Annotated in this window: 5 protein-coding genes; 4 read left to right on the forward strand and 1 reads right to left on the reverse strand. The window is 65.7% G+C overall.

The features are described 5' to 3' along the window. The first annotated feature begins 72 nt into the window (after nucleotides 1–72). The 4 genes from EB084_17195 to EB084_17210 all read left to right on the forward strand — a co-directional run bounded on the left by EB084_17195 (nucleotide 73) and on the right by EB084_17210 (nucleotide 5386). Nucleotides 73–2202, forward strand: coding sequence for a glycosyltransferase (locus EB084_17195; GenBank protein ID NDD29994.1), 2130 nt, complete (start codon nucleotides 73–75; stop codon nucleotides 2200–2202). Between the two features lie 126 nt (nucleotides 2203–2328). Further along, on the forward strand, nucleotides 2329–2943 hold the full coding sequence (locus tag EB084_17200) for a type II secretion system protein (GenBank protein ID NDD29995.1): 615 nt from the start codon (nucleotides 2329–2331) through the stop codon (nucleotides 2941–2943). After that, nucleotides 2940–3800 carry a hypothetical protein gene (locus EB084_17205; protein NDD29996.1) on the forward strand — a complete coding sequence of 287 codons (861 nt, stop codon included), beginning with the start codon at nucleotides 2940–2942 and terminating at the stop codon, nucleotides 3798–3800. Before EB084_17200 ends, EB084_17205 begins: the two co-directional genes overlap by 4 nt. A 44-nt stretch (nucleotides 3801–3844) precedes the next feature. Continuing rightward, complete coding sequence (locus tag EB084_17210) at nucleotides 3845–5386, forward strand: hypothetical protein (protein ID NDD29997.1); 1542 nt, start codon at nucleotides 3845–3847, stop codon at nucleotides 5384–5386. 90 nt (nucleotides 5387–5476) lie between these two features. Here the strand turns inward: EB084_17210 and EB084_17215 are convergent, their stop codons facing one another. Further along, on the reverse strand, nucleotides 5477–6505 hold the full coding sequence (locus EB084_17215) for a serine/threonine protein kinase (protein NDD29998.1): 1029 nt from the start codon (nucleotides 6503–6505) through the stop codon (nucleotides 5477–5479). Nucleotides 6506–6507 lie beyond the last annotated feature (2 nt).

The following is a 6507-nucleotide window of genomic DNA, read 5'->3' on the forward strand; positions in this document are numbered from 1 at the left end:
GACCGTTTCACGAAGCGTTCAAGGTTCTTGCACGCCCGTTTGGCACGATGGGGGTGAAAGGAATGCCCCCCCGTGCAGATCGACAATCTCGTTCGCCCCTGGGCTCACAAGAGCGCTCTCCCGAGCCGTGGCCTCGCCGAAGGGTCCTCCTCGCGCGCAACCGCCCTCCAGAGCAGCCGTCGGTGCCTCTCCGAGGTCTTCCGCTCCGCCGTGGGCGCACTGCGCGCCGGTCGGCCCCTCCCGACCGGTGACGTCATCCCCGCCGCCGACCGTGAAGCGCTTCGTGACAGCGGGCGCAACGGGCTCTGGGTCACGGTCGAGCTCGCGCCGTTCGCGGTGGCCGGCGGTCTCGGTCAGGTCTCGGAGACGGCGCCAGAGGTGCTCAATCAGTACCTGGGCAAGGACGTGCGGGTCATGATGCCCCACCTGCGGCCATTGAAGAACAGCGGTCTCGACTTCGACCGCACGGGTGTCACCACCACCCTCACGGGCTTCGACGGCACCGCTGAGACGTTCGAGCTGCTGCAGTGCGCGCGTCCCGGCAAGCCCGTGTTGTACACCATTGAGAACGAGAAGTACTTCGGCTCACAAGATCTGCTCTACACGCCCAGGGACAAAGCCGTGCCCGGCATCGGCGAAGATGCGCTGTTCAAGTCGGTGATGATGTACAACCGCGCCGCCAGCGCCTTCATCCCGGCCCTCGACGGCGACAAGCAGGCGGCGCAACGTGCCGCGCTCCCCACAGCGCGCCCTGCTGCACCGCAATCAGAGGCCAGCAGACCCTCCGGCAAACCGGTGGGAGAGACCGAAGGGCGCGGGCGGGTGCGCGAGCTGTTCGCCCGCGCTGTGGCCCGCCTGATGCCGTCGCTGAACAAAACCGAGAAAGCGGGGTGCGACGAGCAGCCGGCAGCCCCTTCAGTCGAGCGCTTCGACGGCAAGCTCGACTTCCTCATCGCCCACGACTGGCTGACCTCTCCCATGTTCAACGAGCTCGACCCGCAGCACGCCGAAGGCCTGGGCAAGATCTTCTTCTTGCACAACACCTATGACGAGGCGCGCGATCTCGACTACGCTTGCCGCGTCAACGGGCTCAAGGCCCCTTGCGCCGGCGCGACGACCTACTCCCCGCTGCGCATCGGCCTCGAGAAGGCCGACGCCGTCATCGGCAACGCGTTCTATGTGGAGCGCCTGACAAGCGGCCTGGTGGGCGACAGCGCGTTCGTGGGCGCGCTTCAGGCGCAACGTGACGCCGGTCGGGTGTTCGACATGCACCACGGCCTCTCTGACCAGTACTCCCCCCGAGACAACCCCAACCTGCGCGAGAACGGCTACACCGATCTGCCCGCAGGCTTCGGCACCCACGCTGCGCGCGATCTGCCCGCGCTCGATGGCTTCAAGCAGCGCAACCGCCTCGCCATGCAGCGCGAGATGGGGCTCACGCAAGACGCAGACGCCGTCGTGTTCAGCTGGATTGCGCGGCCCGAGCCGTATCAGAAGGGGTTTACCATGCTGATGGATCAGCTCGGTGACTTCCTCCGCCAGAACCCGAAGGCCCAGGCTGTCGTGGCGGGCATCAACCTCGAAAAGGCACCGGCCGACGTGCAGGCCTGGGTCGAGACACTTCGGCAAGATCCGCAGCTGCAGGGACGCGTGAGCTTCCCGGGGTTCGTCGACAACCAGAAGGTGGTGCGTCTTGCCGCAGGATCGAGCTTCCTCGTGCTGCCCAGCACCTACGAGCCCTACGGCCTGAGCCAGCTCGAGGCCATGCGGGTGGGCGCCCTGCCCATCGTGCACGCGGTCGATGGGCTGCGTGCCACGGTGGCCGACCCGGGCAAGGGGCTTGAGACCCCCGCCGCCCTCCAGCCGTACGGGCGCACCGGCGTGTTCATGCAGCCGTTCGATGTGCCCGCATTCTGGAATGCCCTCGACGCGCGCACGAAGGGCCAGGGGCCGGATGCCGCCCAGCAGGCCGTGCTCGACAATGCCAGCCGCAAGCTGCGCAACGCCCTCGACGAGGCCATGGCCCTCGACACCCACACCCCGGCCGAAGCCACCCAGGCGCGATGGAACGCCATGCGCTACGTCGAGGAGCAGCACAGCTGGAAGAAGATCTCGGCCCGCTACGTCGCCCCCATCGGCGCCGCCAAAGCGGCGGCGCGGGAGCGGTCGCTTCTGGGCACGAGAGTCTCGATCACCGCGTAGGAGATCGGCCGAAAAGGCCGATCTCCGCCCAGAAGGCTTGCCAGAGGTGCGGCTTCACCCGGCCACAGGAAGCCGCTTCAAGCGCCCGCCCTTGTCTCACACCGGTTTTGACGGTAACAATAACCCATGGGCAACCTGCAAGGCACCTCGAAATCCGCCGTCGCCACCGCCCTTGTGAGCGCCACCCCGCCCGACCTGCTCGATGCTCTCCCACGCCGCAGACGCCGCCTGGCGGGCTTCTGGCTCACCGAGGTTCTTGTGGCCACGATGCTGGTGTCCATGGTACTGATCCCGGTACTGGGGCTGTTCCCCATGGGCCGCGGCGCGCTCAAGCAGGCCGAACATCTGCAGACCGCCACCAGCCTTGCCCGCCAGGCCATGAGCACGGCGCGCGCCACGAAGGGCGATTCGCTGCAAACCCCGGCACCGGACGCAAGCATTCCAGCCTTCCACTCCGCAAGCAAGCAGACGGTCAACGGCGTCGACTACAGCATCACCTACGACATGTACGCCATTCACGCAACGCCCAACAGCACGAACCCCACAACCCAGGACGCGACCCTCATGGACGTGGTGGTGAAGGTGGAGTGGAACGGCATGCAGGCCCCCGTGGTGTACTCCAGCCGGATCTACAAGAACTACCTCGGGTTCCAGAAGAACGAGACCGTCAAGAACAACCCCGACGATCCCCCGTCCGCTACGCCTCCCACACCGGCTCCCGGATCGAGCCCGACCAGATGAAGAAGCCCACGCGTCAGCGCGGCATGACCCTCATCGAGACCCTGGTGAGCGCAGTGGTGGGGTTGGGCATTCTCGTCACCGTCGGGGCCTTGCTGATTCAAGGCCTGAACATGTGGGTGACCGCGCAGCGCCACGCCTCCGCCCAGCAGGCGGCGCTCAAAGCGATGCATCGCATGACTTCCGACCTCCAGCAGTCTGACGTCAAGACCGTGACCGCGTACCGTGCCACCTCGGCGCCCAACCGCGACGGATTCAGCTTCCTCTCTGCCCAGCAGAATGGAATCATCCAGCACGACCAGTACGGAGAGATCGTCTGGCAGAAGCACGTGGTCTACTACCGAGACGCGGCTCGCTCCACCCTGCGCCGGCAAGAGATTGCCCTCACCACACCGGATAAAGACCCGGACGATCTCACCCTCACCACGTTCACCCCCGACGACAATGACGCCATCGTGGTCAACGACGTGCAGGCGCTCTCCGCCTCCACCCTCTCCGGAGGGAACCCGGTGAGCGTCTCCATCACCTGCGGCGACGACACGGTGACCTCGACCCTGAGCGGCAGCGTGGTGCTCGAGAACGGCGTGCTCAAGGCCTACCCGTTCGGTCGAACGATGAGCATACGCCCCTACGTGTTGCCTATTGACACGTTCCAGAGCGCGCGCGTGACCTTCTGCAACAACATTCTCACGAACACCCCGACCCTCGTGAGCGATAAAAGCCTGGCCATCAACGTGAGCCAGGTGCTCAACCTGTCGACGTCGGCCATCACAGACCTTCAGGCCGGAACGGTCAGCGCGTCGTCGATTATACCCTCGACAGCCCTGACAACCGCGGTGAATGGGAAACTCACGCGGTAGTGAGGCACCACCAGAGAAGAGGCGGCATTCTCCCGTCGACCCTGATGATCGTCTTTTTGGTGCTCGTCATCGGCCTCGCTCTCGCCGTTCTCGCCACCGGAAACCTGCAGCTGTCGAACAGCGAGCTGAACCGCAATCTGGCCCTCGAGGTGGCGCGCGCCGGCATCAGCCAGTACCTGTACGACTCCGACAACGCGCCACCGCCAAGCCCCCGGTTCGTGCTCTCCACCGCGCGCGTGCTCAGCAGCATCAGCCTCCGGGGGGCGACCCCCCTTTCAGACCAGCGAACCCCCTATCCCATTCCAGGCTCACGTCTCCCCGGAAGCTGCTACCTCACGTTCAACAAGAGCAAGCCCTACTGGAGCGTCGACAACCTCAAGAGCAGCGAGCCGGCCGATGGCTGGCGAGGGCCCGATACCGTGCCGCCCTTCTGCATCGATCTCATCGCCACGGGGGTGGTGAACGGCGTCGAGAAGCACGTCGAGTGCGTGATCTCGCGCCGCTGGGACTACGCCCTCAGCACGCCCTGCTACATCGACGTGGGTGGCACCGAGACCGGTTCGGACACCGCCGTGCTTCCCTCCATCGTCACGGGCGACGTATTCACTGCTCGGACATACAACGGCAACGACCCCGTCATCAACGTGGGCAGACGCCTCGACCCTGACGCCGTCCCGCCTTCGTGGGTATCGAGCAGCAACAATGGCATCAAGGGCTACCTGCGCGTCGCCAGCAAGAGCACCAGCTCGATCTACGTCGATACCTCTCGGAGCAACGCGGTCTCCGGAACGAAGTTCGGCACCACCGAGAGCCGATATCCCCCGGTCGCTCTGCCAGACGCGAGCAGCTGGACCGATCTGGCGGCAACGTTCACCTACGACAACCGGGCCGCCAACCAGGGGGCCTATCTCGCGTCGTACGTCTCATCGTCCGGCGCAAGCTGCTACGCCATCATGAGCGACGGGACGCACAGCACGACGGCGTTCACGATACCCGCGGGCAACTGGAAGGTGAACGGCAATCTCGTGGGCGCCATGGCCGATGGCTCCGCCTCTACCGCAACGGAGCTGGTGCTCAACGATGCTCAGCTGCAGGTGAACGGAGACGTGGCCTTCTCCGACCATCCCAAGCGCCTGTTCGGCAACCAGTCGCTGCTCTGGGCGACGGGCGATGTGACCTTCAAGGACGGGTTCATCGACGGGGGCGACAACGGCATGGTGCTGTACGCACGGTCTCTGGTGACCCGCGCGGGCGGCAACCTCAACGGACTCGTGCTGGCCGAGAACGAGGTCGCCATGGAGCCCTACGACAAGACCCTCACAAGCTCGACTGACATCACGCTGTTCAACACCCTGCGAACCAAGAGCCTCTCGAGCGCCTTCACCGGCTCGTACATCCAGATCGGCCAGCGCCGCATCGCGGGCATGTACATCCGCGGCGGCGTCTTCACGCCAGATGGCGCAAGCGTCGGGCCGGACAGCCGCTTCACCTTTCGCTCGGTGAACCTGACCTGGGACCCCGCCTACCTGAAGGTGCTGCACGACTACGCCGACCGCAAGGTGTGCTACTGGCAGGAGATCCCCTGAGGCGATCCTGCCAGAGACGGCAGGCTCCGCGCTCGACCCGCGCGCGAGCGCAACGCCAGTCCGCGTAGTCCCCAGGTGCGCGCGCCCGCCTCAGAGATCGACGAAGGCCGAAAGCTGTGACGCCACCTCGATAGCCGAGTGCGGACGATCATCCGGACTCTTGGCCAGCATGCGCAGCACCAGGGCCTCGAAGGCCTCGGGAATCTCGGGGCGGAAGTCGCGCGGCGGAGGCGGGTCCTCCATGATGACCTTGGTGATGAGCGCCATCACATCTGCCTCGTCGAACGGCAGGCGCTCCGTGAGCATCTGGTAGATGACCACGCCCATGGCGTAGATGTCGGCGCGCTCATCGACGTTGCGGCTGTCACCGATCTGTTCCGGGGCCATGTAGTAGGGGGTTCCGATGGCCCCGCTCTGGCGCGTCAATGTGGCCGAGCTCGAGGCGCGGGCGATGCCGAAGTCCATGAGCTTGATCTCGCCCTTGTCGGTGAGCATGACGTTCTGCGGCTTGACGTCGCGGTGAATGATCTGCTTCGCGTGGGCTGCACCCAGGGCGTCGACGATGGCCCGCGCCCATCGGGCCACCTGACCGATGGGAAGAGGGCTCTTCTCTTCGATGACCTCATCGAGCGGCTTGCCCTTCACGATCTCCATGACGAGATACGGCACCTGGGAGTACTGGGGCGTGGTGTACGTGCCGGCGTCATAGATGCGCAGCACCGCGGGGTGCTGAATGGAGCGGGCGATCTCGATCTCGCGCTGGAAGCGGGCGAGGAACTCGGCATCCTTGAGGCAATTGGAATGGGGCACCTTCATGGCGAAGCGATCGCCCGCTGCGCTCTCGACCCGATAGACCGAGGCCATGCCCCCTTCGCCCAGCAGATCGATGATGCGGTACTCGCCCACGCGGTAGTCTACGGGCAGGGGGATCTTCGACAGGGCGAAGGCCTGCGAGGTGGCGTTGGATGCCCGGGTGTCCGCCGCGTCGGCCTCGGCCTGCGCCTCCTTGGCCTTGTCGGCGGCGATGAGGGCTTCACGGCGCTTCTTTCGTACGTAGGGAAGTGCTCCGGCGAGCACCAGCACGAGCGACGCGGCCGCCGAGATGATGAGCGGAAGCACCT

It is taken from the genome of Pseudomonadota bacterium (assembly GCA_010028905.1).
Lineage (GTDB): Bacteria > Vulcanimicrobiota > Xenobia > RGZZ01 > RGZZ01 > RGZZ01.

Bases quoted from the DNA above. Each gene is read 5' to 3' on its own strand.
- EB084_17200 (NDD29995.1), top strand. From the start codon at position 2,329: ATGGGCAACCTGCAAGGCACCTCGAAATCCGCCGTCGCCACCGCCCTT.
- EB084_17205 (NDD29996.1), top strand. From the start codon at position 2,940: ATGAAGAAGCCCACGCGTCAGCGCGGCATGACCCTCATCGAGACCCTG.
- EB084_17210 (NDD29997.1), top strand. From the start codon at position 3,845: ATGATCGTCTTTTTGGTGCTCGTCATCGGCCTCGCTCTCGCCGTTCTC.